Origin of the sequence: Mycolicibacterium fluoranthenivorans (assembly GCF_011758805.1) — a bacterium.
Classification (GTDB): Bacteria; Actinomycetota; Actinomycetes; order Mycobacteriales; family Mycobacteriaceae; genus Mycobacterium; species Mycobacterium fluoranthenivorans.
Genome location: NZ_JAANOW010000004.1, coordinates 355,195 through 378,555 on the forward strand (window position 1 = coordinate 355,195; position 23,361 = coordinate 378,555).

The 23,361-nt window shown below is 67.5% G+C and carries 23 protein-coding genes; 14 read left to right on the forward strand and 9 right to left on the reverse strand.

All coding sequences use genetic code 11. The features are described from left to right. Positions 1-129 precede the first annotated feature (129 nt). From FHU31_RS28225 to FHU31_RS28235, 3 genes are read left to right on the forward strand one after another with little or no spacing between them, the layout of a single operon-like run. A complete protein-coding gene (locus FHU31_RS28225; RefSeq protein ID WP_167164244.1) occupies positions 130-1,164 on the forward strand; it encodes an enoyl-CoA hydratase/isomerase family protein in 1,035 nt (344 codons plus the stop codon). Between the two features lie 13 nt (positions 1,165-1,177). Further along, positions 1,178-1,954: an enoyl-CoA hydratase gene (locus tag FHU31_RS28230; protein WP_167164247.1), complete on the forward strand. Its 777-nt coding sequence runs from the start codon at positions 1,178-1,180 to the stop codon at positions 1,952-1,954. A 9-nt stretch (positions 1,955-1,963) separates the two neighbouring features. After that, a complete protein-coding gene (locus FHU31_RS28235) occupies positions 1,964-3,640 on the forward strand; it encodes an alpha/beta hydrolase (RefSeq protein WP_167164249.1) in 1,677 nt (558 codons plus the stop codon). On the opposite strand, the gene FHU31_RS28240 is transcribed toward FHU31_RS28235, so the two are convergent. After that, on the reverse strand, positions 3,611-3,997 hold the full coding sequence (locus tag FHU31_RS28240) for a rhodanese-like domain-containing protein (protein ID WP_167164251.1): 387 nt from the start codon (positions 3,995-3,997) through the stop codon (positions 3,611-3,613). The genes FHU31_RS28235 and FHU31_RS28240 overlap by 30 nt on opposite strands. 1 nt (position 3,998) lies before the next feature. Then, positions 3,999-4,562 (reverse strand): cysteine dioxygenase, encoded by a 564-nt coding sequence (locus tag FHU31_RS28245; protein WP_167164253.1) that lies wholly within the window; start codon positions 4,560-4,562, stop codon positions 3,999-4,001. A gap of 127 nt (positions 4,563-4,689) precedes the next feature. Here FHU31_RS28245 and FHU31_RS28250 point away from each other — a divergent pair, with 127 nt between their 5' ends. The 3 genes from FHU31_RS28250 to FHU31_RS28260 all read left to right on the forward strand — a co-directional run bounded on the left by FHU31_RS28250 (position 4,690) and on the right by FHU31_RS28260 (position 6,979). Then, a complete protein-coding gene (locus FHU31_RS28250) occupies positions 4,690-5,124 on the forward strand; it encodes a lipoprotein LpqV (RefSeq protein ID WP_167164255.1) in 435 nt (144 codons plus the stop codon). Positions 5,125-5,254: 130 nt separating this feature from the next. Beyond that, entirely contained in the window at positions 5,255-6,034 is a 780-nt protein-coding gene (locus FHU31_RS28255; protein ID WP_167164257.1) for an SDR family NAD(P)-dependent oxidoreductase, read from the forward strand. Positions 6,035-6,040: 6 nt separating this feature from the next. Continuing rightward, the gene (locus FHU31_RS28260) at positions 6,041-6,979 is read left to right on the forward strand and encodes a patatin-like phospholipase family protein (RefSeq protein ID WP_090362585.1); all 939 of its coding nucleotides are present in this window, start codon (positions 6,041-6,043) and stop codon (positions 6,977-6,979) included. A gap of 14 nt (positions 6,980-6,993) precedes the next feature. Here the strand turns inward: FHU31_RS28260 and FHU31_RS28265 are convergent, their stop codons facing one another. Further along, entirely contained in the window at positions 6,994-7,848 is an 855-nt protein-coding gene (locus tag FHU31_RS28265; RefSeq protein WP_263987824.1) for a patatin-like phospholipase family protein, read from the reverse strand. Positions 7,849-7,913: 65 nt separating this feature from the next. Here FHU31_RS28265 and FHU31_RS28270 point away from each other — a divergent pair, with 65 nt between their 5' ends. Next, positions 7,914-8,969, forward strand: a complete 1,056-nt coding sequence (locus FHU31_RS28270) for a zinc-binding dehydrogenase (RefSeq protein ID WP_167164259.1) — start codon at positions 7,914-7,916, stop codon at positions 8,967-8,969. Between the two features lie 39 nt (positions 8,970-9,008). On the opposite strand, the gene FHU31_RS28275 is transcribed toward FHU31_RS28270, so the two are convergent. Next, the gene (locus FHU31_RS28275) at positions 9,009-10,055 is read right to left on the reverse strand and encodes an NAD(P)H-dependent amine dehydrogenase family protein (protein ID WP_167164261.1); all 1,047 of its coding nucleotides are present in this window, start codon (positions 10,053-10,055) and stop codon (positions 9,009-9,011) included. A gap of 77 nt (positions 10,056-10,132) precedes the next feature. On the opposite strand from FHU31_RS28275, the gene FHU31_RS28280 reads away from it, so the two are divergent. The 4 genes from FHU31_RS28280 (at position 10,133) to FHU31_RS28295 (ending at position 14,723) form a co-directional block, all read left to right on the forward strand. Further along, positions 10,133-11,266, forward strand: coding sequence for a BTAD domain-containing putative transcriptional regulator (locus FHU31_RS28280; RefSeq protein ID WP_167164263.1), 1,134 nt, complete (start codon positions 10,133-10,135; stop codon positions 11,264-11,266). Between the two features lie 70 nt (positions 11,267-11,336). After that, on the forward strand, positions 11,337-13,019 hold the full coding sequence (locus tag FHU31_RS28285) for a serine/threonine-protein kinase (protein ID WP_167164265.1): 1,683 nt from the start codon (positions 11,337-11,339) through the stop codon (positions 13,017-13,019). A 94-nt stretch (positions 13,020-13,113) separates the two neighbouring features. Continuing rightward, the gene (locus FHU31_RS28290) at positions 13,114-13,455 is read left to right on the forward strand and encodes a DUF732 domain-containing protein (protein WP_167164267.1); all 342 of its coding nucleotides are present in this window, start codon (positions 13,114-13,116) and stop codon (positions 13,453-13,455) included. A 44-nt stretch (positions 13,456-13,499) separates the two neighbouring features. Then, positions 13,500-14,723: a lipid-transfer protein gene (locus FHU31_RS28295; RefSeq protein ID WP_167164423.1), complete on the forward strand. Its 1,224-nt coding sequence runs from the start codon at positions 13,500-13,502 to the stop codon at positions 14,721-14,723. A gap of 77 nt (positions 14,724-14,800) precedes the next feature. Here FHU31_RS28295 and FHU31_RS28300 read toward each other — a convergent pair whose 3' ends face one another. Further along, entirely contained in the window at positions 14,801-16,423 is a 1,623-nt protein-coding gene (locus FHU31_RS28300) for a fatty acid--CoA ligase (protein WP_167164269.1), read from the reverse strand. Between the two features lie 103 nt (positions 16,424-16,526). Between FHU31_RS28300 and FHU31_RS28305 the strand changes: the two genes are divergently transcribed. Further along, positions 16,527-16,850, forward strand: a complete 324-nt coding sequence (locus FHU31_RS28305; protein WP_167164271.1) for a hypothetical protein — start codon at positions 16,527-16,529, stop codon at positions 16,848-16,850. 7 nt (positions 16,851-16,857) lie between these two features. After that, positions 16,858-17,178: a hypothetical protein gene (locus FHU31_RS28310; protein WP_167164273.1), complete on the forward strand. Its 321-nt coding sequence runs from the start codon at positions 16,858-16,860 to the stop codon at positions 17,176-17,178. Here the strand turns inward: FHU31_RS28310 and FHU31_RS28315 are convergent. The 4 genes from FHU31_RS28315 to FHU31_RS28330 all read right to left on the reverse strand — a co-directional run bounded on the left by FHU31_RS28315 (position 17,175) and on the right by FHU31_RS28330 (position 21,860). After that, entirely contained in the window at positions 17,175-18,191 is a 1,017-nt protein-coding gene (locus FHU31_RS28315; RefSeq protein WP_167164275.1) for an MmpL3/TtfA transport complex stabilizer, read from the reverse strand. The genes FHU31_RS28310 and FHU31_RS28315 overlap by 4 nt on opposite strands. Positions 18,192-18,636: 445 nt before the next feature. Beyond that, positions 18,637-19,329, reverse strand: a complete 693-nt coding sequence (locus FHU31_RS28320) for an amidase (protein WP_263987823.1) — start codon at positions 19,327-19,329, stop codon at positions 18,637-18,639. Between the two features lie 209 nt (positions 19,330-19,538). After that, a complete protein-coding gene (locus FHU31_RS28325; protein ID WP_167164277.1) occupies positions 19,539-20,219 on the reverse strand; it encodes a response regulator in 681 nt (226 codons plus the stop codon). Positions 20,220-20,279: 60 nt separating this feature from the next. After that, positions 20,280-21,860, reverse strand: a complete 1,581-nt coding sequence (locus tag FHU31_RS28330) for a sensor histidine kinase (protein WP_167164427.1) — start codon at positions 21,858-21,860, stop codon at positions 20,280-20,282. Between the two features lie 68 nt (positions 21,861-21,928). On the opposite strand from FHU31_RS28330, the gene FHU31_RS28335 reads away from it, so the two are divergent. Then, the gene (locus FHU31_RS28335; RefSeq protein WP_167164279.1) at positions 21,929-23,287 is read left to right on the forward strand and encodes a cation:dicarboxylate symporter family transporter; all 1,359 of its coding nucleotides are present in this window, start codon (positions 21,929-21,931) and stop codon (positions 23,285-23,287) included. The last annotated feature ends 74 nt before the right edge of the window (positions 23,288-23,361 follow it).

The following is a 23,361-nucleotide window of genomic DNA, read 5'->3' on the forward strand; positions in this document are numbered from 1 at the left end:
CGATCAACGATCAAGTCCTCCGACAGGTTCCCGAGACGCTGATAAGACTCTCAGGAAACGTCCAGGATTGATCTTGGTCAAACCCTACCCGTCGCTGCATCCACTGGGGCGACGAACTAGATTGCAATCGTGACCGAAAACGAGGACATCCTAGTAAGTGTCCGCAATGGTGTCGGCATCCTGACCTTGAACCGGCCCAGAGCGATCAACTCCCTCAACGACGTCATGGTCGCCGGTATCGCGCGGGCACTGACCGACTGGGAACACGACGATGCCATCACGGCCGTCCTGCTCACCGGCGCCGGCGAGCGGGGGCTGTGCGCGGGCGGCGACGTGGTCGCCCTCTATCACTCCGCCTTGGCGGGCGGCGCGGCGGCGCGATCGTTCTGGTGGGACGAATACCTGCTCAACGCGCACATCGGTCGGTACGCCAAACCGTATGTCGCCCTGATGGACGGCATCGTGATGGGCGGCGGCGTCGGCGTCGCCGCGCACGGTAACGTCCGGGTGGTCACCGAGAAGACCAAGATGGGCATGCCGGAGGTCGGCATCGGCTTCATCCCCGATGTCGGCGGCACCTACCTGTTGTCCCGCGCCCCCGGGCGGCTCGGCCTGCATGCCGCACTGACCGGTGCACCGTTCTCCGGCGCGGACGCCATCGCGATGGGCTTCGCCGACCATTACGTCCCGCATGATCGCCTCGCCGACTTCGCCGAGGCCGTCATCGCCGACGGTCACGAAGATGCGCTGCGCTCCTACGCCGAGGAGCCGCCGGCCAGTGAGCTGCTCGCCCAGCGGGATTGGATCGACAGTTGCTACGCCGGCGAAACCGTCGCCGAGATCCTCACCGACCTGCGCGGCCACGATGAGCAGGCCGCGCGGGACGCGGCCGACCTCATCGCCACCCGTTCGCCCATCGCGCTGGCGGTCACGCTGACCGCCGTGCGCCGCGCCGCGCACCTGCACTCGCTCGAAGAGGTGCTCCAACAGGAGTACCGGGTCTCGGTGGCCTCGGTGGCCTCGCATGATTTCGTCGAGGGTATCCGCGCCCAACTCGTCGACAAGGACCGCAACCCGACATGGTCGCCGGCCACCCTGGAGCTCTGCGACGATGCGGCGATCGACGCGTATTTCGCCGCCGCCCATCCTGATCTGACGTTCTGAACAAGGAGATCCGATGACTGACTACGAGACCATCCTGGTGACCCGCGCGGGCCGCGTCGGCACCATCACGCTGAACCGGCCCAAGGCGCTCAACGCCCTCAACAGCCAGGTGATGCACGAAGTCACCACGGCCGCAGCCGAATTCGATGCCGACGCGGGTATCGGCGCGATCATCGTGACCGGCAGCGAAAAGGCGTTCGCCGCCGGCGCCGATATCAAGGAGATGGCCGACCTGTCCTTCGCCGACGTCTACTCGTCGGACTTCTTCGCCCTGTGGGGCACGTTCGCCGCCACCCGCACGCCCACCATCGCCGCGGTCGCCGGGTACGCGCTCGGCGGCGGCTGCGAGCTGGCCATGATGTGCGACCTGCTGATCGCCGCCGATACCGCGAAGTTCGGCCAGCCGGAGATCAAGCTCGGCGTGCTGCCGGGGATGGGCGGCAGCCAGCGCCTGACCCGCGCCATCGGCAAGGCCAAGGCGATGGATCTGATCCTCACCGGCCGCACCATCGACGCCGCCGAGGCCGAGCGCAGCGGACTGGTGTCACGGGTGGTGCCCGCCGACACCCTGCTCGAGGAGGCCAACGCCACCGCCGCGACCATCGCCGGGATGTCGCTGTCGGCGGCGCGGATGGCCAAGGAAGCCGTCAACCGGGCCTTCGAATCCACGCTCGCCGAGGGCCTGCTCTACGAGCGCCGGTTGTTCCACTCGGCCTTCGCCACCGACGACCAGACCGAAGGTATGAACGCGTTCACCGAGAAGCGCGCACCGAATTTCACGCATCGCTAAAGTCAAGCGGTGACCGCCACCGCCCTCGAAGCCCCGCCAGCACCTGCAGCCAAGCGGGCCTGGTGGATTCGGCACTACACCTTCTTCGGCACAGCCACCGGTCTGGTGTTCATCTGGCTGTCGATGACACCGTCGCTGCTGCCGCGCGGCCCGCTGTTCCAGGGGCTGGTCAGCGGAGCCGCCGGCGCGATCGGCTACATGCTCGGCGTCTTCGGCGTCTGGCTGATTCGGTACATGCGGTCCAGAGACACCAGCCCGTCCGCCCCGGGCTGGGCGTGGAAGGTGCTCATCGCGGTCGGCATCCTCGGCCAGATCGCGGCGGTCGTCTGGTTCCACGTGTGGCAGGACGATGTTCGCGATCTGTTCGGGGTGCCGCGGCTGACCTTCTGGGACCACCCGCTCACGGGGGTGCTGTCCGTCGTCTTCCTGTTCGCCTTCGTCGAACTCGGCCAGCTGGTCGACAAGCTGGTGCACTTCCTGGTGCGCCAGCTGGAGCGCATCGCGCCACCTCGGGTGTCCGCGACGGTGGCGGTGGGATTGCTGCTCGCACTGTTCATCGCACTGCTCAACGGTGTGGTGGTGCGTTTCGCGATGTCCACCATCAACAACACCTTCGAGTCGGTGAACAACGAGGCCGATCCCGACAATGCCGCTCCCACAACACCATTGCGCTCAGGCGGACCGCAGTCACTGGTCAGTTGGTCCTCGCTGGGTCATCAGGGCCGGGTCTTCGTGTCCGGCGGGCCGTCGGTCGAGGATCTGTCGAAGTTCAACGGCGCCAAGGCGACCGAGCCCATCCGGGCCTACGCCGGGCTGAATTCGGCCGAGGGGATCAAGGCGATCGCGAAGAAGGCCGCCGAGGAACTCCGGCGCGCCGGCGGCCTGGACCGCAAGGTCATCGCGGTGGCGACCACCACCGGGACCGGCTGGATCAACGAGGCCGAGGCCACGGCTCTGGAATACATGTACAACGGCGACACCGCGATCGTGTCGATGCAGTATTCGTTCCTGCCCAGCTGGATCTCGTTCCTGGTGGACAAGGAGAACGCCCGCCAGGCCGGCCAGGCACTGTTCGAAGAGGTCGACGCGATGGTGCGCGAACTCCCCGAGAACAAGCGACCCAAGCTCGTGGTGTTCGGCGAGAGCCTGGGCTCCTTCGGCGGTGAGGCACCGTTCCTGGCGCTGAACAATCTGATCGCCCGCACCGACGGTGCGCTGTTCTCCGGCCCGACGTTCAACAACACCATCTGGACCGATCTGACCATCAACCGCGACGAAGGATCACCGCAGTGGCTGCCGATCTACGACAAGGGTGAGAACGCCCGGTTCGTCGCCCGGCCGGACAACCTGAACCGGCCCGCTGATCCATGGGGGCACCCGCGTGTGGTGTACCTGCAGCACGCGTCCGACCCGATCGCCTGGTGGAATCCCGATCTGCTGTTCGCCAAACCCGATTGGCTGAGAGAACCTCGCGGGTATGACGTTTCGCCTCGGATGGAGTGGATTCCGGTGGTGACGTTCCTGCAGGTGTCCGCCGATATGGCGGTCGCGGTCGACGTACCGGACGGGCACGGCCATGTCTATGTGCGCGATGTCGCCAACGCGTGGGCGGCCGTACTGCAACCACCCGGCTGGACCCCGGCCAAGACCGAACAGCTACGGCCGCTGCTGCGCTCCGGCGAATGACGCGGCCGCCAGGGCGTGATAGCCACCGATGACGTCGGTGGCCCGGTGCAGCCCCAGATCCTGCAGCGCCGCGGCGGCCAGGCTGGAGGTGTAGCCCTCCGAGCACAGCACCACCCACTCGACGTCGTCGTCGACCGCCTGCGGCAGCCGGGCGTCACTGGTGGGATCGGCGCGCCACTCCAGCACGTTGCGCTCGATCACCAGAGCGCCCGCCACCTCGCCCTCGGCGGCGCGCTGGGCGGCGGGCCGGATGTCGACGAGCAGGGCGCCGCGTTCCAGCGCCGCGGGCACCTCGTCGGCGGGCAGGCGGTGCAGTCGCGACCGGGCGGCCGCGAGTACCTCATCGATCCGGCTCATGTCATCCTTCGGGTGCATCGGTCAGTTCGGTCCGGTTGCGGCGCAGCGTCTGCTTGTCGGTGACCTCGTAGTAGGACATCGCCGTCAGCGGCGGCGAGTAGGCGTGCACGCTGAGCGTGACCGGAGCGGCCGGAACACCGGCAAATCCCCCGGTCGCCGCCGTGGGCGCCCACACCACATCGTGCACCCACCCGAGCGGAAAGGCCGCCTGGTCCCCCGCGCGCAACCGCCTGCGCTTGAAGGCCTGACCGTCCCAGCGGGTCTCGCTCAGCGCACCCGAGACCACCGTCAGCGCGCCCAGCGAGCCGCCGTGATCATGCAGTTCGGTGGAGCGGTCCGGGACCCAGCTGATCAACCAGATATCGAGCTCGTCATCGCCATAGAGGCGGCTGTACCAGCGCTCGTCGGTCGGTGGACCGCCCGCGGGCAGCAACCGGTCATACCGGCCGGACAGCACATCGTCGGCGCAGCGGTCGGTCGCGTTGAGCAGATCCGGCAGCCGCAGGCGGGTGGGCGCGGAGACCGCGGGCGGGGCGACGAGCGCTGCGGCAGAGGCAGAAACCATGGGTGACTCCAAAAAGGGAACGGTTGACGGGCGTGCGTGCTGGTGCTGTCAGACAGCAAGCGCGCAACAACAGCTCCGAAAACCGGTCCCCTCCATCACGGCCGCGAGTGTTGCATAGATTGGAAACATGCGCAGCTACCCGATTCTGGTGTTCGCGGCCGCAACAGTCGCCCTGGCCGGTTGTTCATCGCACCCCGAGGCCCCGACCGCGTCGAGCACGACCACCGCCACGCCGATCTCGGAGCCGCCGCCGTTACCGCAGGAAGCGCCACTGCGCGCGGGAGCCGTCGCGGTCTCGCCTCGCGGGGTCACCACCGTCGTCGACGTGCCCTCCGATGCCACGGAATCCCAGTACGGGCAGGCCTGCCACGCTGCCAAGCTCTGGCTCGACGAGCAGCGTGCCGAACCGCGCACCCTGGTCGAGGACTATCTGAAGACCCTGCAGGCGCCCGAGGCCAACGGTCCGGGCAGCTTCAACACCCCGTGGGTGCAGCTCACCCCGGCGCAGCAGGCCGGCGTCATCATGGCGGCAAACGCCGCCGCCAACGGTGAGTGCGGCTGAGGTTCGAATCAGGCCGAGCCGAAAGCCCGCTGCGCGATCCGTTCCCGGCCCCGCGCCGGTGTGACGGCCGCTCACGTGCCCGGGGTTGTGCCCGCTGCCGCGATCTGCCCGAATACGGCAGGATGACGGTGTGGACTTTCGTAATCGCACCGCACTGATCACCGGCGCCAGCGGCGGAATCGGTGAAGAGTTCGCCCACCAGCTCGCCGGTCTCGGAGCCGACCTGGTGCTCGTCGCACGCCGGGCGGACAAGCTGGAGGAGCTGCAGGCGACGCTGTCGCGCAGCACGCCGGGCATTCGGATCGACGTGCTCGCCGCCGATCTGTCCCTGCCGGGGTCGGGGGCACAGCTGGCCGCGCAGGTCGAGGCCCTCGGCCGGAAGGTCGACGTGCTGATCAACAATGCCGGTGTCGGGTCGCACGGCGAGTTCGTCGAGCTGGACCCGGATGCGCTGGCCGCGCAGATTCAGCTGAACTGCGGCACCCTGGTCGATCTGACGGCGCGGTTCCTGCCATCGATGGTGCGGACGGGCAGCGGATTGGTGATCAACGTCGCGTCCACCGCGGCGTTCCAGCCGACCCCGACCATGGCCGTCTACGGTGCCACCAAGGCGTTCGTGCTGTCGTTCACCGAGGCGCTGTGGCAGGAGACCAAGGGCAGCGGGGTGCGGGTGCTGGCGCTGTGCCCGGGTGCCACCGAGACCGAGTTCTTCGCCCGCACCGGAAAGCAATTCATGACCCGTGGGCGCCAGACCTCCCGGCAGGTCGTCGACACCGCGCTGGCCGCCGTCGACAAATCGGGTCCCACCGTCATCTCGGGACTGGCGAATACGGTGTTGGCGGCGAGCGCCCGGCTGTTGCCGGGCCGGCTGCTGGCACCGGTGGCGCAGCGGATCATGAAGGAGTCCTGAGCGCCGATGCGGATCGCCCTTGCGCTCGGCAGCGGCGGTGCCCGCGGCTACGCGCACATCGGGGTCATCAACGAGCTGCAGGACCGCGGGTACGAGATCGTCGGGATCGCCGGGTCATCGATGGGCGCCCTCGTCGGCGGCCTGTATGCAGCCGACAAGCTCGACGAATTCGCCACCTGGGCAAGCTCTTTGACGCAGCGGGCGGTGCTGCGGCTGCTGGACCCCTCGATCAGCTCACCCGGGGTGCTGCGGGCGGAGAAGATCCTCGACGCGGTGCGCGAGATCCTCGGCGACGTCACCATCGAGGAGCTGCCGATCCCGTACACCGCGGTATCCACCGATCTGATCGCCGGTAAATCGGTGTGGATGCAGCGCGGTCCGCTCGATGACGCGATCCGGGCCTCCATCGCGATCCCCGGCATCTTCACCCCGCATGTGGTGGACGGCCGGCTGCTGGCCGACGGCGGCATCCTGGACCCGCTGCCGATGGCGCCCATCGCGGCAGTCAACGCCGATCTCACCATCGCGATCAGCCTGTCGGGCGCGGATCCGGCGGCCCGGCTCAGGGAGCCGGAAGGGCCCCGGCCCACCGCCGAGTTTCTGGGCCGGATGTGGCGCAGCACAACGGCATTGCTGGACACCACCGCCGCCCAGCGAGTGCTGGAGACTCCGGCCGCGCGTTCCGTGCTGAGCCGCTTCAGCAGTGTCGACTCCGAACCGCCCGACGATACCGGGGTGCCGCGCCTGGGCAGCTTCGAGATCATGAACCGCACCATCGACATCGCCCAGGCCGCGCTGGCCCGGCACACGCTGGCGGCGTATCCCCCCGACCTGCTGATCGAGGTACCGCGCACGGCATGTCGCAGCCTGGAATTCCATCGCGCCGATGAGGTCATCGAGATCGGTCAGGAACTCGCCGCCGCCGCGCTGGCCGTCCTGGACTGAACCGGCTCGGCCGGTCAGTGCGAGAGGAATTCCTCGACCGCCCCCGCCACCCGCCTGCCCTGTGCCCGGCCCGCGACCGCAGACGGTCGCCGGCAAGCCGGGTCCAACGGATTGCGCCCGAACGCGGTCAGCGCTTCGTCATCGGCGTACACCGTCAAGGTGAGGCCGGCGAACGCGGCGATCTCGCCGGCCGTCCCGGTACCGAACGGGGACGGTGTGAACTCGGCGGCGGGCACCAGCACCACCACGGCGTCGCAGTCCGCGGCGGCGGCGGTGTTGACACTGCTCCCCACCCCACCGTCCATATAGCGCCGGTCCCCGATGGTCACCGGCGGCCAGACGCCGGGCACCGCGCAACTGGCCGCGACGGCATCGACCAGCGGCACCCCCGATTCCGGGGTGAACACCACGAGTTCCCCGGTGTCGACGGGAATCGCGGTGATCCGCAGATCTCGGTCCGGCCAGTCGTGCGAGGGCAGCCGGTGCGCGATCACCGCGCGGCGCACCGCCTCGGGCACGGTGCCGGTGGCCAGCGCGATCGCCCCGATCCGCCGCAACCGCTCCTGGGGGCTGCCGGGCTCGCTGAGCGCGCTCAGGAACACCGCCGAGATCTGGTCGATGTCGACACCGGAATCGATCTCATGCGACTGGTCGGCGATCTGACGGGCGAAGAGTTCGGCCAGCGCCGCGCCGCTGCCCAGCGCAGCGGCGACCGCCGACCCGGCGGAGGTACCCAGCAGTACGTCGGAACCCACCAGCGCCGCCGCGGTGTCCGGGGATTCGTCGGCGATACCGGCGAGCACCCCGGTCTCCCAGGCGATACCCGCCAATCCACCACCGGCCAGGATCAAGCCACGTTTCACGGGCACTGAGTCTGCCAGCACAGGCGTGTGTTCTACCCGATTCTCCGACGCTCGTGCGTCATGATGGCAGCATGACGAACGCGACGATGCGGGCCCAGCGGTTCTACGCGGAAACCAAAACCATTGCGGTGGAGGATGTTCCGATTCCAGAACCGGGCCCAGGCGAAGTACTGGTCAAGGTCGCGTTCTGCGGGATCTGCCATTCGGACCTGAGTTTGATCAACGGCACCTTCCCAGCCCAGATCCCGGTGGTGACCCAGGGGCATGAGGCCTCGGGCACCGTCGCCAAACTCGGCCCCGGTGTGACCGGCTGGGCCGAGGGCGACCGGGTGGTCGTCGCCGCGGGCCGGCCGTGCCTGGACTGCGTGAACTGCCGCCGCGGCGACGTGAGCAACTGCCTGCGGATCCGGTTGATGGCCTTCGCGTATGACGGGGCGTGGGCGCAGTACACCGTCGCGCAGGCCTTCGGACTGACCCGGGTGCCCGACAACGTCCCGCTGGAACAGGCCGCCATCCTCGCCGACGCGGTGTCGACGCCGTTCGGCGCGGTGGTGCGCACCGGCAAGGTCGGTATCGGGGAGTCGGTCGGCGTCTGGGGCGTCGGCGGGATCGGCACTCACATCGTGCAATTGGCCCGACTGGTCGGCGCGGCGCCGATCATCGCGGTCGACATCAAACCCGCCGTGCTGCAACGCGCCCTGGAATTGGGCGCCGACCATGCCTTCGACGCCCGCGATGACGCGCTGCACGACAAGATCGCCGAACTCACCGGAGGCCGCGGACTGGACGTCGCCTTCGACGCGGTCGGGGTGTCCTCGACGTTCGACCAGGCGCTGGCCAATCTCACCGTCGGCGGCCGGTTGGTGGGGGTCGGGATGAGCGCCGACGCGCCGACCATCGGGCCCACCTCGATGTTCAACCTGACCAAACGCCAAGTCCTGGGCCATCTGGGCTATCAGAACGCCGATATCGGCACCCTGGCCAAGCTGGTATCGCTGGGCCGACTGGATCTGCATCGCTCGATCAGCGATATCGTGTCGCTGGAGGACGTGGCCAAGGGTATCGAGAAGTTGCACCACGCCGACGGTGACCCGATCCGGATCCTGGTGGAGCCCTGGCTCGAATGACAGTGGTGGAGCCCTGGCTCGAATGACGGTGGTGGCGCCTTAGCTCAGGTGCGGTGCCGCCCGGCCCGCGATGAGCGGCAGATCCAGATAGGTGGCGATACCGGGGGCCGCGGCGCACACCGCGGGCACCGAGTTCACGCAATGCGCGGCGGTACCGACCACACCGGACTCCACCTCGTCGCCCGGTTCGCCCTGGAATCCGCGCACCACGACGGTGAAGTCGGGATTACCCCGTACCGCCATCTCGTAGCGCTGCCCCTCCGGGCCGAAAGTCCATGGGGGGTCGAGGTTCTCCTCCCCCATCAGCCAGTTGACCGTGATGCGTACCACCGGTTCGCCGTCGACCTGGGCTTCCCAGTGGAACCGGCGGGCGGCGACCTGACCGGGTGCGATATCGCCGATCGGGGAGGCGATCGGCGCGGTGGCCACCGCCACTTCCTGGGACGTGACGACGCGCGGGTCGACGCGGAAACCGAGCTTGTCGGTGCACATCCGGATCGCCTGGATGAACCCGCCGTCGAGCATCTTCTGCATCGGGCCGCTCATCGCCTTGTCCGGGGTGTCGCCGAAGCCCATCACGTGGCGCAATACGTCGGGGGCGTCGTAGGTGCGCAGATCGGAAAACTCTTCGGCGCGAACGAAGGTCACTCCGGTTGACAGCGCAGACAGCAGCAGCGGGTACTTCTCGCTGAAGCCGCCGGGCGCGATACCGGTGCCGTGCAGAGTCACCCCACCCTCGAGAGCCGCGGCCCGCAACGGGGCGGCCTGTTTCTCACTCGGGTACAGCCAGCCCACCGGGGTGACGACGTTCTTGCCCGACAGCAGCAGTTCGGCCACCTCGTCGGCGTTCGGCAGCAGCGGCGCGTAGATGACGGCGTCGGCGTCGAGCGCCAGGATGTCCTCGACCCGGTTGGTGGCGGCCACTCCCAGCGGGGCGCTGCCGAGGATGTCCCCGATATCGCGACCGTTCTTGGCTTCCGAGTGCACCCACACGCCGGCGAGCTCGAGATCGGGATGTTCGAGGATGCCCTTGATGGCGGCCATCCCCACGCCGCCGGTGGCCCACTGCACCACGCGCAACCCCATTGTCGCTCCCTTCCGCATACAAGAACTAGAACACGTTCTACCACCTTTGTGGCCACTGCCCGGCACAATGACCGGTGATGACCAACGCCCTGGACTTCGGTGTACTCGGCCCGTTGCAGGTGACCGTCGACGGCGCAGCGCTGCCGCTGGGGACGCCGAAGCAACGGGCGGTGCTGGCATTGCTGGTCATGAGCCGAAACCGGCCGGTCAGCGGCGATTCCCTGGTCACCGCGGCGTGGGAGCAGTTCCCCCCGCCGGAACCCAAGGCCAGCCTGCACTCCTACATCTCCAATCTGCGCAAGCTCATCTCCGGCACCGGTGCGGACGGGCGGACGGTGCTGGCCAGCGCGGCACCGGGGTACCGGTTGGCGGTCGACGATGCGCACTGCGATATCGGCCGCTTCATCGCGGCCAAGAGCGCCGGGGTGCAGGCCGCCGCGGCCGGACAGTTCGAGCAGGCCAGCAATCACCTGGCCACCGCCCTGGCGCAGTGGCGCGGACCGGTGCTCGACGACCTGCGGGATTTCGAGTTCGTCGACCCGTTCGCCACCGCACTCGTCGAAGACAAGGTGGTGACCCACACCGCCCATGCCGAAGCCGAAATCGCTTGCAACCGTGCGTATACCATCATCGGCGGCCTCGAGTCGCTGGTCGTGGAGTTTCCGTACCGGGAGCCGTTGTGGGCACAGCTGATCACCGCGTACTACCTCAGCGACCGTCAGTCCGATGCGCTGGATGCCTTCCGGCGGCTCAAGTCCACCCTGGCCGACGATCTGGGCATCGACCCCGGGCCCACCCTTCGCACGCTCTACGAGCGCATCCTGCGCCAGGAACCTCTCGACGTCCGTCGGGCCGCCCAGACCACCGCCGTGCACAAGATCAACAATCTCGACCTGCGCACCGCCGTCGGTGTGCAGTCCGCCTCGGCACAGCTGCGCACACGGTCCGGACGGGTCTTCCCGCTGCTGGCCGCGGCCACCAGGATCGGCCGACTGCCCGATAACGACATCGTGCTGGACCAGGCCAACGTGAGCCGCCACCACGCCGTCATCATCGATACCGGAACCAGTTTCGTCATCACCGACCTACGCTCGGCGAACGGCGTCGAGGTGAACGGTCAGCGCATCCGCGGTACGGCCAGCCTCGACGACGGCGACCGCTTCCGGATCTGCGAGCACGAGTTCGCCTTCGAGATCGTCCGTCCCGACTGAGCATCGGCTGTGAGCGCCCCGTCCACCCGTTAGGGTGTTGGGCCTGCGGACGTAGAGGAGCGAGGCAGACATGACCGGGCCGACTTCGCGTGAGGGCACCGATTTCGGCCCGTATCGACTGCGGCGTCTCATCGGCCGCGGCGGGATGGGCGAGGTGTACGAGGCCGAGGATACGGTCAAGGACCGGATCGTCGCCCTGAAGCTGTTACCGGAGGGCGTCTCCCACGATCCGGTGTTCCGCAAGCGCCTGCAGCGTGAGGCGCATTCGGCCGGGCGTCTGCAAGAGCCGCACGTGGTGCCGATCCACGACTACGGCGAGATCGACGGCGTGCTGTACGTCGATATGCGCATGATCAACGGGAACGACCTGCGCAAGCTGCTCAAAGGCTACGGACCGATGACGCCGGCGCGCGCGGTCGCGATCATCCGCCAGGTCGCCTCGGCGCTGGACGCCGCCCATGAGAGCGGCATCATGCATCGCGACGTGAAACCCGAGAACATCCTGATCACCCGGGACGATTTCGCGTACCTGGTGGACTTCGGGATCGCCAACGCCGCCAGCGACGAGAAGCTGACCGAACTGGGCACCGCGGTGGGCACCTACGCCTACATGGCCCCGGAGCGGTTCACCAGTGGCGAGGTCACCTACCGCGCCGACGTGTACGCGCTGACATGTGTGCTGCACGAATGTCTCACCGGCTCCCAGCCGTTCCCGGGCGACAGCGTCAGCATGGTGATCACCGCCCACCTGATGAATCCCGTCCCGGCGCCCAGCCACACCCGGCCCGGCATCCCCACCGCCTTCGACGCCGTCATCGCCCGCGGGATGGCCAAGAAACCCGAGGACCGGTTCGCCAGCGCGGGAGACCTGGCCGCCGCCGCGACCGACGCACTGAGTTCCCGGGATCAGGATCAAGCGGCCACCATCGTGGCGCGCGGTGAGGCCGCCGCACGCCCCGGCGCACCGTACGGCGCGCCCACCCGGCCGCCCACGCCGCCGCCGTTCGGGGCCACCCCACCACCGGGTGCCACGCCCGTGCCGTACGCGGCGACCCCCGCCGGGTTCCACCAACCCCCGTCGAGCGGGCCGACCTGGAATCAGGGCGGTCCCCCGCCGAAGAAGAAAACGACGCCGTGGCTGCCGATCGCGGCCGCTGCGGGCGTGTTCGTCCTGGTACTCGCCGCGCTCGGGGTGTTCTGGCTGGTCAAACCCGAGGACACCGCCGCGTCCCCGACCAGCACCATCAGCAAGACCACCGAGGAGCCGACCGAGACCACCGACACGGCGGAGACGACGGAACGGACCCGGACCACCGAACCGGACAGCCCGGGCACCTTGGAGAACCGGCTGCTGGGCATGCTGCCCCGCGACTACGCTCCCGGGTCCTGTCAGGTGCTGCACCCGCCGGTGACCGGCGCGCTGGCGACCGTCGACTGCGGGCCGGCCTCCTCACCGGGTGGGCCGGCCGCGTCGCGGTACTCGCTGTTCGCCGATCAAGGTCAGTTGTCGGCCCATTTCGACGACGCCATCAAGGGCGATTCCGAGTTGTTGCAGTGCCCGGGCAGCGGGATCGATTCGCCGACGACATGGCACTACACCGACTCCGCGCAGCGGGCCGAGGGCTCGATCGCCTGCGGCACGTACAACGACGGTCCCGACATCACCTGGACGAAGAACTCCGACCTGCTGATCGGCAATATCCAGGCGCCCGATCTCGCACAGTTGCACCAGTGGTGGCTGGCCTACGGCTAGCCGCCAAGACGACACCAAGAATCCATCAAGATCGGCGTTGGACCCTGATGCCGTCCCGGAGCGACCGGGACCGACATCACCAGGAGTCCAGCCTATGTTCAGCACTTTCGCCCGCACCGCACTCGTCACCACGATGTCCGGGCTGGCGCTGGGATTGGCGGCGTTCGCCTCGGCGGGCACCGCGAACGCGATCACCTCGCAGACCGATACCGCGTTCCTGAGCGAGATCGCCGACGAGGGCATCTCCTACGATTCCGCCTCCGCGGTCATCGGCAATGCGCACCAGGTCTGCTCAGAACTCAAGGCCGGCGCCTCCGGCACCGATATCGGCCGGGACATCCTCGCCCACACCGACCTGACCACCCGGCAGGCCGCCGCCTTCGTGGTCATGTCGATCGACTACTACTGCCCGCAGTACACCGACGCCTTTGCCTGAGAAGTATGTTCGATCCCGACTGCAATGAAGCGAAAGGGATCACCATGCCGAATCGGGTGTTCGTCGTCGGGGTCGGGATGACCAAGTTCGAGAAGCCAGGCGGACGCGGAGCTCGCGGAACGGACCATGAGGCAGGCAAAGAGGGCTGGGACTACCCTGACATGGCTCGTGAATCCGGCACCAAGGCGCTCGCCGACGCGGGTGTCGAGTACGCCGAGGTGCAGCAGGGTTACGTCGGGTACTGCTCGGGCGACTCGACCTCGGGCCAGCGCGCGCTCTACGAGCTGGGCATGACGGGCATCCCGATCGTCAACGTCAACAACAACTGTTCCACCGGTTCAACGGCGCTGTACCTTGCGGCGCAGTCAATTCGGGGCGGGTTGGCCGACTGCACGATGGCGCTGGGGTTCGAGAAGATGCAGCCGGGCTCCCTCGGCGGCGGCGCTCAGGACCGCGAATCGCCGCTGGGCCGGCACGTCAAGGCACTGGCCCAGATCGACGAGTTCGCCTTCCCCGTGGCGCCGTGGATGTTCGGCGCGGCCGGGCGTGAGCATATGAAGAAATACGGCACCACCGCCGAGCACTTCGCAAAAATCGGCTACAAGAACCACAAGCATTCGGTGAACAACACGTACGCGCAGTTTCAGGAGGAATACACCCTCGACGACATCCTGGGCTCGAAGATGATCTCGGACCCGTTGACCAAGCTGCAGTGCTCGCCCACCTCCGACGGTTCGGGTGCGGCCATCCTCGCCAGCGAGGCCTTCGTCGACTCGCACGGCCTGGCCGGTCAGGCTGTGGAGATCGTCGGCCAAGCCATGACCACCGACTTCGCCTCGACCTTCGACGGCAGCGCGGCCAACATCATCGGCTACGACATGAATGTCCAAGCTGCACAACAGGTTTATGACCAATCCGGACTCGGCCCCGCCGACTTCCAGGTGATCGAGTTGCACGACTGCTTCTCGGCCAACGAACTGCTGCTGTACGAAGCGCTGGGCCTGTGCGGTGCGGGCGAGGCCCCGACACTGATCGACAACGACGACACCACCTACGGCGGCCGGTGGGTGGTCAACCCGTCCGGCGGCCTGATCTCCAAGGGCCATCCGCTGGGCGCCACCGGGCTGGCGCAGTGCGCCGAGCTGACGTGGCAGCTGCGCGGTACCGCCGACAAGCGGCAGGTGGCCGGGGTGACAGCCGCGCTGCAGCACAACATCGGCCTCGGTGGCGCGGCCGTGGTCACGGCCTACCAGCGCGCCGAACGCTGACCCTGCGCCGAGATTGACAAACGGGCGCGAAGGTCCTGGGACTTTCGCGCCCGTTTGATCACTTGGGCGCAGATCGGTCAGAGGATGATGACCTCGTAGCCGCCGTCGGCGTGCTGGGCCCGGATGGTCTTCTTGTCGTATTTGCCGACGCTGGTGCGCGGCACCTGCGTGATGAACGTCCACCGCTCCGGCAGCCACCACCGAACCACCTTGTCGGCCAGGAACTCCCGCAGCTCGGCGGCATCCGCCGAGGCGCCTTCGTCCAGGACGACGACGGCCAGCGGCCGTTCCTCCCAGCGCTCGTCGGGCACACCCACGACGGCGGCCTCCAGGACGGCCGGGTGGGCGATCAGCAGGTTCTCCAGCTCCACCGACGAGATCCATTCGCCGCCGGATTTGATGACGTCCTTGGCCCGGTCGGTCAACGTGACAAAACCGTCCGGGTCGATGAGGCCGACATCTCCGGTACGCAGCCAGCCGCTGTCGAACTTCTCGGTGTCCCGGCCCAGGTAGTAACCGCCGGTGATCCACGGCCCGCGCACCTCCAGCTCACCGATCGCCTTACCGTCATCGGGTAGCCGGTTGCCCGCGTCGTCGACGATGCGCACCTCGACCCCGCACATCGGCCTGCCCTGGGTCGCGCGCATCTGCCAGTGCCGCTCTTCGGAGACGCCGGGCAACGGTTTGGCCACCGTGGCCAGTGGGGAGGTCTCGGTCATCCCCCAGGCCTGCTGGATGTAGACGCCGTACCGCTCCTGGAAGGTCCGCATCAGCGACACGGGCACCGCCGAACCGCCGCAGGCCACCAGCCGCAGCGACGACACATCGTGCCCCGGAGACCTTTCCAGGCAATGCATGACATCGTTCCAGATCGTCGGGACCGCCCCGGCCACCGTCGGCCGCCGCGTTTCGATCAGCTCGATGAGCGAGGTCCCATCCAGGAACCGGTCCGGCATGGCCAGGTCGGCTCCGGCCATCAACGCCGCATACGGCAGGCCCCAGGAGTTGGCGTGGAACATCGGAACGATGGGCAGCACCACGTCGCTGGAGCTGACGTCCAGGGCGTTGGCGGTGCATGCTGTCAGCGCGTGCAGATAGCTCGAACGGTGGCTGTAGACAACACCTTTCGGGTTTCCGGTGGTGCCGCTGGTGTAGCACATCGCGGCCGCAGAGTTCTCGTCGAGCTCGGGCCAGTCGAATTCTGTGGGCTGGCCGGCCAGCAGTTCGTCATAGCGCACCACCGCGGGGCCGGACAGCACACTGGTGTCAGCGTCACCGACCACGATCACGGTGTGCACGGTGCTCAGCTGAGGCAGCACCGGGGCCAACAACGGCACCAGTGAGGCGTCGGCGATGATCACCTGGTCCTCGGCCTCGTTGGCGATGAAAGCGATCTGTTCGGGCGACAGCCGGATGTTCAGGGTGTGCAGGACCGCGCCCATCGCGGGGGCGGCCAGGTAGGCGACGAGGTGTTCGGCGTTGTTCCACTGGAAGGTGGCGACCCGCTGGTCCCCGGTGATACCGAGCCCGCGCAGCGCGTGCGCCAGTTGGGCGGCCTGTTCACCGACTTCGCGGTAGGTGATACTGCGGTGGCCGCCCTGCCCGGTGGCGGTGGTGACGACGCGGTCCCCATTGACGCCGCACGCGTGGCGCAGGATCGCAGTGATGGTCAACGGCCAATTCTGCATGGTGGAGTACACCGCCGCGATGGTAGCGCCAGCCCGGGTTGCACCTGCAACGAATCACCGCCGGCGGACGATGTAGTTCACAGGAAGTGTTCACCACATCGACAGGGGGCGCGTCATGCGTCCGTATCTCACCACCGTGTCACTGGCGGCGGCCGTACTGCTCGGGTGCGCGCCACCGGCACACGCCGACGAATCCGCGCTGGACACCATCGGCCGGTTGGAGTCCGAGGGTTACACCGTCAACGTCGACCGGGTCGGCAGCGCCCCGATCGATCAGTGCGTGGTCACCAGTGTGCGTAACCCGCAAACCATCACCCGGCTGATCCGGGTGGACAACGGCCATAACGGCAAACACGACTACGACTATGTCGAGGTGGTGGTCAGCCGGTCCATCTCGGTGTCGCTCGACTGCACCGCAAACCTGCGACATGGGTCATGATGGACATATGCGAATGAGATGGCTACTGCCCGTGACGGCCGTATGCGCCGCGATCACCCTGTCCACCGGGATCGCCGCCGCCGAGGAAACGGCGCAGGAGACCATCAACCGCCTGCAGTCCGAGGGCTACACCGTGAACATCGACCGGACCGGCACCCTGCCGATGAGCCAGTGCGTGGTCACCAACGTCCGCAATCCGAACACGGTCAAACAGTGGGTGCCCTATGTCGGGCCGGGCACCGATGAACGGGTGCTCGTGCAGCAGACGGTCAGTCAGTCGATCTCGGTGTCGCTGGACTGCAACCGGTCGATCAACGGCACGCGTTAGACGCCGACCGGCTCGAGTTCGCGCTCGTCGGCGAAGGCGATGGCCTCGAACGGCGAGTACATCGGCGGCGGCGTCACGCGGAACGCGGTGATCTCGCCTTCCACGTCGGTGACGTAAAGCCGGTCACCCTGGTCACTCAGGGCCACCGCCGTGGGGCGGGACCCGACCGTGATGGTCTCCAACACGTCGTTGGTGACGGTGCACAGCACCGCAACCTGGTCGTAGTCGACGACATAGGCTCGCGAACCGTCCGCCGACATCGCCATCTGGATCGGCAGCGAGCCGGCCGCGATGGTGCGGTTGACGGTGAAACCGGCGAGATCGACGACGACGATCGCGCCCAGGTCGGTGATATCCGAGGTCAGCACGTACGCGGCGGTCTTGGTGACGGCGAGATCGCGGATCGGCGCACCCAGCGACAGGGCCTTGCGCACGCGTGCGGTCTCGGTGTCGATCATCAGCAGACGGCTGCCCGAGATCGTGGTGACGGCCGCGTACAGGGTGCGACCGGACGGGGCGATCCGGAGCCCGTCGATCGAGGCGCCGACGCCCGCGGGAATGTCGATGGTGCCGACCCGCTCGGCCGTGGTGTCGATGACAGCGATATCGACATGGTCGTCACCGGTGCGCGCCACGTAGGCGCGCTTGCCATCGGGGCTCACCTCGATCGCGGTCGCGGTGAACGCGAGCGGATAAGTGGCCACGACCGTGTTGGCGCGGGTGTCGACGACCACCACGCTGTCCACCTCCGCGGTGCTGGTGAGCACGTACGCGCGGTCGTCGGCAAGTGCGACGGCGGTGGGCTCGCCCTGCACGGGCACCTGGCCCGGGCCCGTGACAGTGTCCGGGCGGACCACGGTGACGGAGTCGTCGCTGTGGTTGGCAGCCACGATCGTCGTGGAATTGGCAGCCACGTCGGCGATGACACCACGTCCGATCAGCACCGATCCCGCGAACGCCGTCCGCGATTCGGTCAGCGCAGCATCATTCGCGCGCACAACAACACTTGCCATTTCCTCGACACCTCCGCCGGTATGTCGGCACCGGCACTAGATTCAGTCGCCATGCGCCGTGGTTGGCGCGTTCGTCCTTGATTCTAGCGACGAAAAACGGCGCGACAGCGGGCTCGAACGGGACCGGTTCACGATCTGCCGTCAACCTCTCAGACACTTATTAGAAAACTTTTCGTTATGCAGTTGTGACCTTCGTTCAGCAATTCCAGGCGGGCCGTCTAGCACCGAAGATGCGGAGCCAGCAATTGCCAGCCAGACGCCCCGAACAACCCGCGACCACCGGCGACCGCAACGCGGGAACCGGAAATGAGCGGCATATCACACCCGACACATCAGCAAATCCGCCGCCCCGACGCCCAGTATCCGCGGCACCAACCGCGGCGCCATGATCGGAATTCCGCCGATTTGACGTTGCTGTCAAATTAGCTATGGAGTCGCCCTAGGGTCAGGGCAGCAGCACGTACGAAAGGCCCTTCTGGGCTTTTACGTCGCGCGCCGACCAGGTGCCGGGGCCCATGCCGGGCCCACCCATCTCGGTGATCCGCAGATACGTGCCATCGGTGCGTTTCGACACCGTGTCCACCCACGCCACATGTCCGGCCGCGGGAGCATCGAGCACTCCGGGCGGAATGACGACGATCGCACGGGACTGCGGATCGCCGGCCACCGACCAACCCGACGACCTGGCCGCACCCGCGAGATCCTTCGGCGCGCCACCGACCGCCGGATAGAACTGCTTTCCGGAGACGAAATACCACTTCTCGAACGCGGCCCACATATCGGTGCCATCGCGGCCCGGATTGTTCTGCGCCTTGCGGCCCACGGCGCGTCCCGTGGTCAGCCGCGTCGATTCGGTCTCACAGGGCGGTACCACCGGATCATTGGAACCGGTGTCCAGCATCGCGTCGGTGACATAACCGCCACTTTGCAACCTGTTCCACAAATCGGTGCTCAAGTGATAGGGACCGCCGCTGAACACCACGCCACGGGCATAGCAGGTGATGACCACCTTCGAGTGATCGGCGATGCTGCCGATCTTCTGGCTGGTCGCCGACGGCGCCGAGCGGACCGTCAGGTCAAAACTGCCCGTGTTGACCGTGACCGTGCGCCCACCGGCGGCCGCTTCCGATTGCGGCACCGCCCCCGCCTCGCCGCCTCCCGAAACGAGGGAAGCAAGTGAGAATGCCACGAATGCGATTGCCCACGTACTCACCCTGGTCGAACTCACCCGCAACCCTTTCGGAATACCAATTCGCAGAATCATAATTCCCAAATTGGACATTTGCTAGAACCGAAAGAATTCTTTGCCGACCCGTGATGTCCGGCCGGCAACGGGGCACCCGGCACTCAATGCCATTGATAGCGCGTCTTGGGACGCCCAGCCTTCCCATAGTCGGTGCCCCGAGCGACGGTCCCGTCGTCGGCGAGCCGCTCCAGGTACCGCCACGCCGTCACCCGCGACACCCCGACCCGCTCGGCCACCTCATCAGCGGTCAGACCGTTCGGACTGTCCCGCACCACCCGGGCGATCTCGTCGGTGGTGTGCGGCGCCGCTCCCTTCGGTGAGACGGCCTTGTCGGTGGCCACCCGCAATTCGGCGAAGGCCCGGTCCACCTCGGCCTGGCTGGCGGCTTCGGTCCCGGCAGGCAACGCGCTGCGGTAACGCCGATAGCGCTCCAGCCGGTCCCGGAACGCCGCGAAGGTGAACGGCTTGAGCAAGTACGCCAGTGCCCCGTGCGCCACGGCGGCCCGCACCATCTCCAGGTCGCGCTCCGAGGTGATCGCGATGATGTCGGGCGCGGGTGCCAATCCCGACAGCGCCGACGCGAGCGCGATCCCGCTGGCATCGGGTAACCCCAGATCGAGCAGCACCAGATCGACGGGAGGCTGCGCCTCCGCCGCGGCCCGCATCGCGTCACGCGCGGTGTGTGCCACCGCGACCACCGAAAACCCGTCGAGGCGGCCGAGATACGTGCGGTGGGCCTTGGCGATCAGTGGCTCGTCCTCGACGATCAACACCCGGATCATCGGCGCACTCTGCTCTTCGCGCAAGCGCTCATCGGCGCACTCTGCTCTTCGCGCAAGCGCTCATCGCGGCACCGTCACGGTGACCACCGACCCGTAGGTCACCTCCGCGGCGATCGTGCCATGGTGCCGGTTGACCACCTGCGCGATCAACGCCAAGCCCAGACCATGGCCCGCCGCATCACTTTTCGTCGAATACCCACGGCGCATCGCCCGCTCGAACGTCCGCGGATCCATCCCGGGCCCACTGTCGGCCACTCGAATCGTCAACGCCTCGTCGTCCTGGTTCACCGTCACTTCGATCCACGGCTCGTCGCGGTCACACGCGTCGAGCGCGTTGTCGATCAGATTACCCAGCACCGTGACGATCTCCTGCCCGGTCAGCGGGATATCCGAGGGTAGTTGGGTGTCCTCGGTGACGGTCAGCGCGATGCCCCGTTCGTCGGCCTGAGCAGTCTTGCCCAGCAGCAGCGCTACCAGCGCCGGTTCGTTCAGGGACTGCGACAACCTGTCGACGAGGTGCTGGGACAGTTCGAGTTCCCGGGTCGCGACGGCGACCGCCTCCTCGGGGCGGCCCATCTCCACCATGGTGATGACGGTGTGCAGTTTGTTCGCCTGTTCATGGGCCTGGGCCCGCAGGGAATCGGTGAGCACCTGCAGGGCACTGAGTTCGCCCAAGGCGCCCTGCAACTCGGTGCGGTCGCGGATGGTGACGACCTCGTCGGTGCCCATGCCCCGGTCGCCACGCCCCCGCCCGCCGGATGCCTCGGATACCAGCGCCCGGTTCACCACCAGCACCCGATCCTCGGTCACCTGCAGCTCGTCCCGGACTCCCGGATCGTGGCTGCGCAGGAACTCCGGGAGGTCCGCACGGGTCACCGGCCCCTCCGGCAGGCCCAGCAGTCTGCGCGCCTCATCGTTGACCAGAGCCACGCCGCGACCGTCCAGCACGATCAAACCCTCGGACACCGAATGCAGCACGGCGTCGTGGTGGTCGTACATCACCCGCAGCTCGTCGGGCCGCAACCCGTGTGTCTGTCGCAGCAGACGTCGCCGGATGGCCCAGGCACCGAGCAGCGAAATCCCCAACGCCGCAACGGTGACCGCGACGATGATCGGGATCTGCGCCTGCCAGCGCTGCGCCAGGGTCTGCCGGGTGATGCCCGCCGACACCATGCCGACGATGCGGCCGTCGGGCGCCCGCACCGGGGCAACCGCCCGGATGGAGGGCCCCAGGGTGCCGGTGTAGACCTCGGTGAACGTCTCACCGCGCAACGCCGGTTCGAGAGTGCCCAGGTAGTGCCCGCCGATCTGGGTGGGATCGGTATGGGTGAACCGGATTCCGTCCGGCGTCATGATGGTGATGAAGGCGATGCCGGTGGCGGTGCGCACGGCCTCGGTCATCGGCTGCAATATCTTTGTCGCCGAGCCCGATTCGAGCGCCGCCGCGGTCGACGGGGAATCCGCCAGTGCTGTCGCGATGCCCAGTACCTGCTGACGGGCGGCGGCATCGCCGTCCCGGCGGGCGTCCAGCAGGGCCAGGCCGCTGCCCGCCAGCACCACGACCACGACCACGAGGATCTGCAGGGCGATCGCCTGACCTGCCAGGGACCACTGCGATGCGGCCGGCCACCACCTGCGCACCGTCACCCCCAGCTGAACGAAATGAACTAAAACGTGACCCCGATCACTTACTCCTCGACCATCCTTACATGACTTCGCATCAGGACACCCCTACCAAAAAGCGGGACCGCACCCACTGGCTGTACATCGCCGTCATCGCCGCCGTCGTGATCGGTGTCGGTGTCGGCCTCCTCGCCCCTTCCATCGGCAAGGACGTCGGTGTCCTGGGCACCATGTTCGTCAACCTGATCAAGATGATGATCGCGCCGGTCATCTTCTGCACCATCGTGCTGGGCATCGGCTCGGTCCGCAAAGCCGCCACCGTCGGGCGCGTCGGCGGGCTGGCCTTCGTCTACTTCTTGATCATGTCGACCGTCGCGCTCGGCATCGGGTTGGTCGTCGGCAACCTGCTCAAGCCGGGCTCCGGTATGCACCTGTCGGAGAAGACCGCGGGCCAGGGCGCCGCCCTGGCCGAGAAGGCACATCAGGCCGGCGGCCTGATGGACTTCGTCACTCATATCATCCCGAACACGCTGCTGTCCTCACTGACCGAGGGAAATGTGTTGCAGGCGTTGTTCGTTGCGCTTCTGGTCGGATTCGCGCTGCAGGCCATGGGGACCGCCGGCGAGCCCATCCTGCGCGGTATCGAGCATCTGCAGAAGCTGGTGTTCAAGGTACTCACCATGATCTTGTGGCTGGCCCCGATCGGCGCGTTCGGTGCCATCGCCAACGTCGTCGGGCAGACCGGCTGGAGTGCGGTCACCCAACTGCTGGCACTGATGCTCGGCTTCTACCTCACCTGCATCGTGTTCGTGTTCGGTGTCCTGGGTGTGCTGCTGCGCGCGGTGTCCGGCGTGTCGATCTTCAAGCTGGTGCGCTACCTGGCCCGCGAATACCTGCTCATCTTCTCCACCTCCTCCTCGGAGTCGGCGCTGCCCCGGCTGATCGCCAAGATGGAACACCTGGGCGTGGACCGCAGCACCGTCGGCGTGGTGGTCCCCACCGGATACTCGTTCAACCTGGACGGCACGGCGATCTACCTGACGATGGCATCGCTTTTCATCGCCGACGCCATGGGCCATCCGCTGTCCCTCGGTGAACAGCTGTCGCTGCTGGTGTTCATGATCGTCGCCTCCAAGGGCGCCGCCGGGGTCAGTGGCGCCGGAATGGCCACCCTGGCCGGCGGCCTGCAGAGCCACCGGCCGGACCTGCTCGACGGCGTGGGCCTGATCGTCGGGATCGACCGCTTCATGTCCGAGGCGCGTGCGGTGACCAACTTCTCGGGCAACGCGGTGGCCACCGTCCTGGTCGGGTCGTGGACCAAGACGATCGACCGGGCCAAGGTCGACGCCGTGCTGAGCGGCCAGGCACCGTTCGACGAGCTGACCATGGTCGACGAGGCACGCGCCGAAGAGCCGGCATCGGAGCGCACTCCGGTGCCGGTGTAGGGCGCGCATGGGAACCCGGCCGGAGCGTCTCCGGCCGGGTTTTCGTTGTCGTTGAACCGTTTCCACCGCGAGGC

What these genes read in the sequence shown, in the direction of transcription:
- FHU31_RS28230 (WP_167164247.1), top strand. Translation starts at nt 1,178, where the DNA reads ATGACTGACTACGAGACCATCCTGGTGACCCGCGCGGGCCGCGTCGGC.
- FHU31_RS28240 (WP_167164251.1), bottom strand. Translation starts at nt 3,997, where the DNA reads ATGAGCCGGATCGATGAGGTACTCGCGGCCGCCCGGTCGCGACTGCAC.
- FHU31_RS28245 (WP_167164253.1), bottom strand. Translation starts at nt 4,562, where the DNA reads ATGGTTTCTGCCTCTGCCGCAGCGCTCGTCGCCCCGCCCGCGGTCTCC.
- FHU31_RS28250 (WP_167164255.1), top strand. Translation starts at nt 4,690, where the DNA reads ATGCGCAGCTACCCGATTCTGGTGTTCGCGGCCGCAACAGTCGCCCTG.
- FHU31_RS28260 (WP_090362585.1), top strand. Translation starts at nt 6,041, where the DNA reads ATGCGGATCGCCCTTGCGCTCGGCAGCGGCGGTGCCCGCGGCTACGCG.
- FHU31_RS28270 (WP_167164259.1), top strand. Translation starts at nt 7,914, where the DNA reads ATGACGAACGCGACGATGCGGGCCCAGCGGTTCTACGCGGAAACCAAA.
- FHU31_RS28275 (WP_167164261.1), bottom strand. Translation starts at nt 10,055, where the DNA reads ATGGGGTTGCGCGTGGTGCAGTGGGCCACCGGCGGCGTGGGGATGGCC.
- FHU31_RS28280 (WP_167164263.1), top strand. Translation starts at nt 10,133, where the DNA reads ATGACCAACGCCCTGGACTTCGGTGTACTCGGCCCGTTGCAGGTGACC.
- FHU31_RS28285 (WP_167164265.1), top strand. Translation starts at nt 11,337, where the DNA reads ATGACCGGGCCGACTTCGCGTGAGGGCACCGATTTCGGCCCGTATCGA.
- FHU31_RS28290 (WP_167164267.1), top strand. Translation starts at nt 13,114, where the DNA reads ATGTTCAGCACTTTCGCCCGCACCGCACTCGTCACCACGATGTCCGGG.
- FHU31_RS28295 (WP_167164423.1), top strand. Translation starts at nt 13,500, where the DNA reads ATGCCGAATCGGGTGTTCGTCGTCGGGGTCGGGATGACCAAGTTCGAG.
- FHU31_RS28305 (WP_167164271.1), top strand. Translation starts at nt 16,527, where the DNA reads ATGCGTCCGTATCTCACCACCGTGTCACTGGCGGCGGCCGTACTGCTC.
- FHU31_RS28310 (WP_167164273.1), top strand. Translation starts at nt 16,858, where the DNA reads ATGCGAATGAGATGGCTACTGCCCGTGACGGCCGTATGCGCCGCGATC.
- FHU31_RS28315 (WP_167164275.1), bottom strand. Translation starts at nt 18,191, where the DNA reads ATGGCAAGTGTTGTTGTGCGCGCGAATGATGCTGCGCTGACCGAATCG.
- FHU31_RS28325 (WP_167164277.1), bottom strand. Translation starts at nt 20,219, where the DNA reads ATGATCCGGGTGTTGATCGTCGAGGACGAGCCACTGATCGCCAAGGCC.
- FHU31_RS28335 (WP_167164279.1), top strand. Translation starts at nt 21,929, where the DNA reads ATGACTTCGCATCAGGACACCCCTACCAAAAAGCGGGACCGCACCCAC.